Raw genomic sequence first — 255 nt, 5'->3', positions numbered from 1 at the left:
ATTTAACTTCACAAAATGCTGACCAAAGCCTTAATCGGGTTTATTCCACAAGCGCAGCGAATGACTTAAATAGCCTTCAGATTGCGCCAGTCCAGAGTAATGTGATTTATCTGACTGGAAGTACTTTGGCTGAGTTGCAATCTTCTGCCGTGTTACAAGCCAACGGCACAACGGGCGGATCTATTTTTATATCAGCTCCAACCATCAGCACCCAGGCTGGCAGCGTAGTGCAGGCGAACGGTAATAATGGCCCGG

Annotated in this window: 1 protein-coding gene; it reads left to right on the top strand. The window is 47.5% G+C overall.

The genetic code is table 11. The features are described from left to right. A partial coding sequence (locus ICN20_RS10350; protein WP_216240522.1) for a hypothetical protein occupies positions 1–255 on the top strand: 255 nt, incomplete at both ends.

It is taken from the genome of Polynucleobacter sp. JS-Polo-80-F4, assembly GCF_018881965.1.
Taxonomy (GTDB): Bacteria; Pseudomonadota; Gammaproteobacteria; order Burkholderiales; family Burkholderiaceae; genus Polynucleobacter.
The sequence above is the reverse complement of the archived record's forward strand: the minus strand, read 5'-3'. Positions and strand labels throughout refer to the sequence as shown.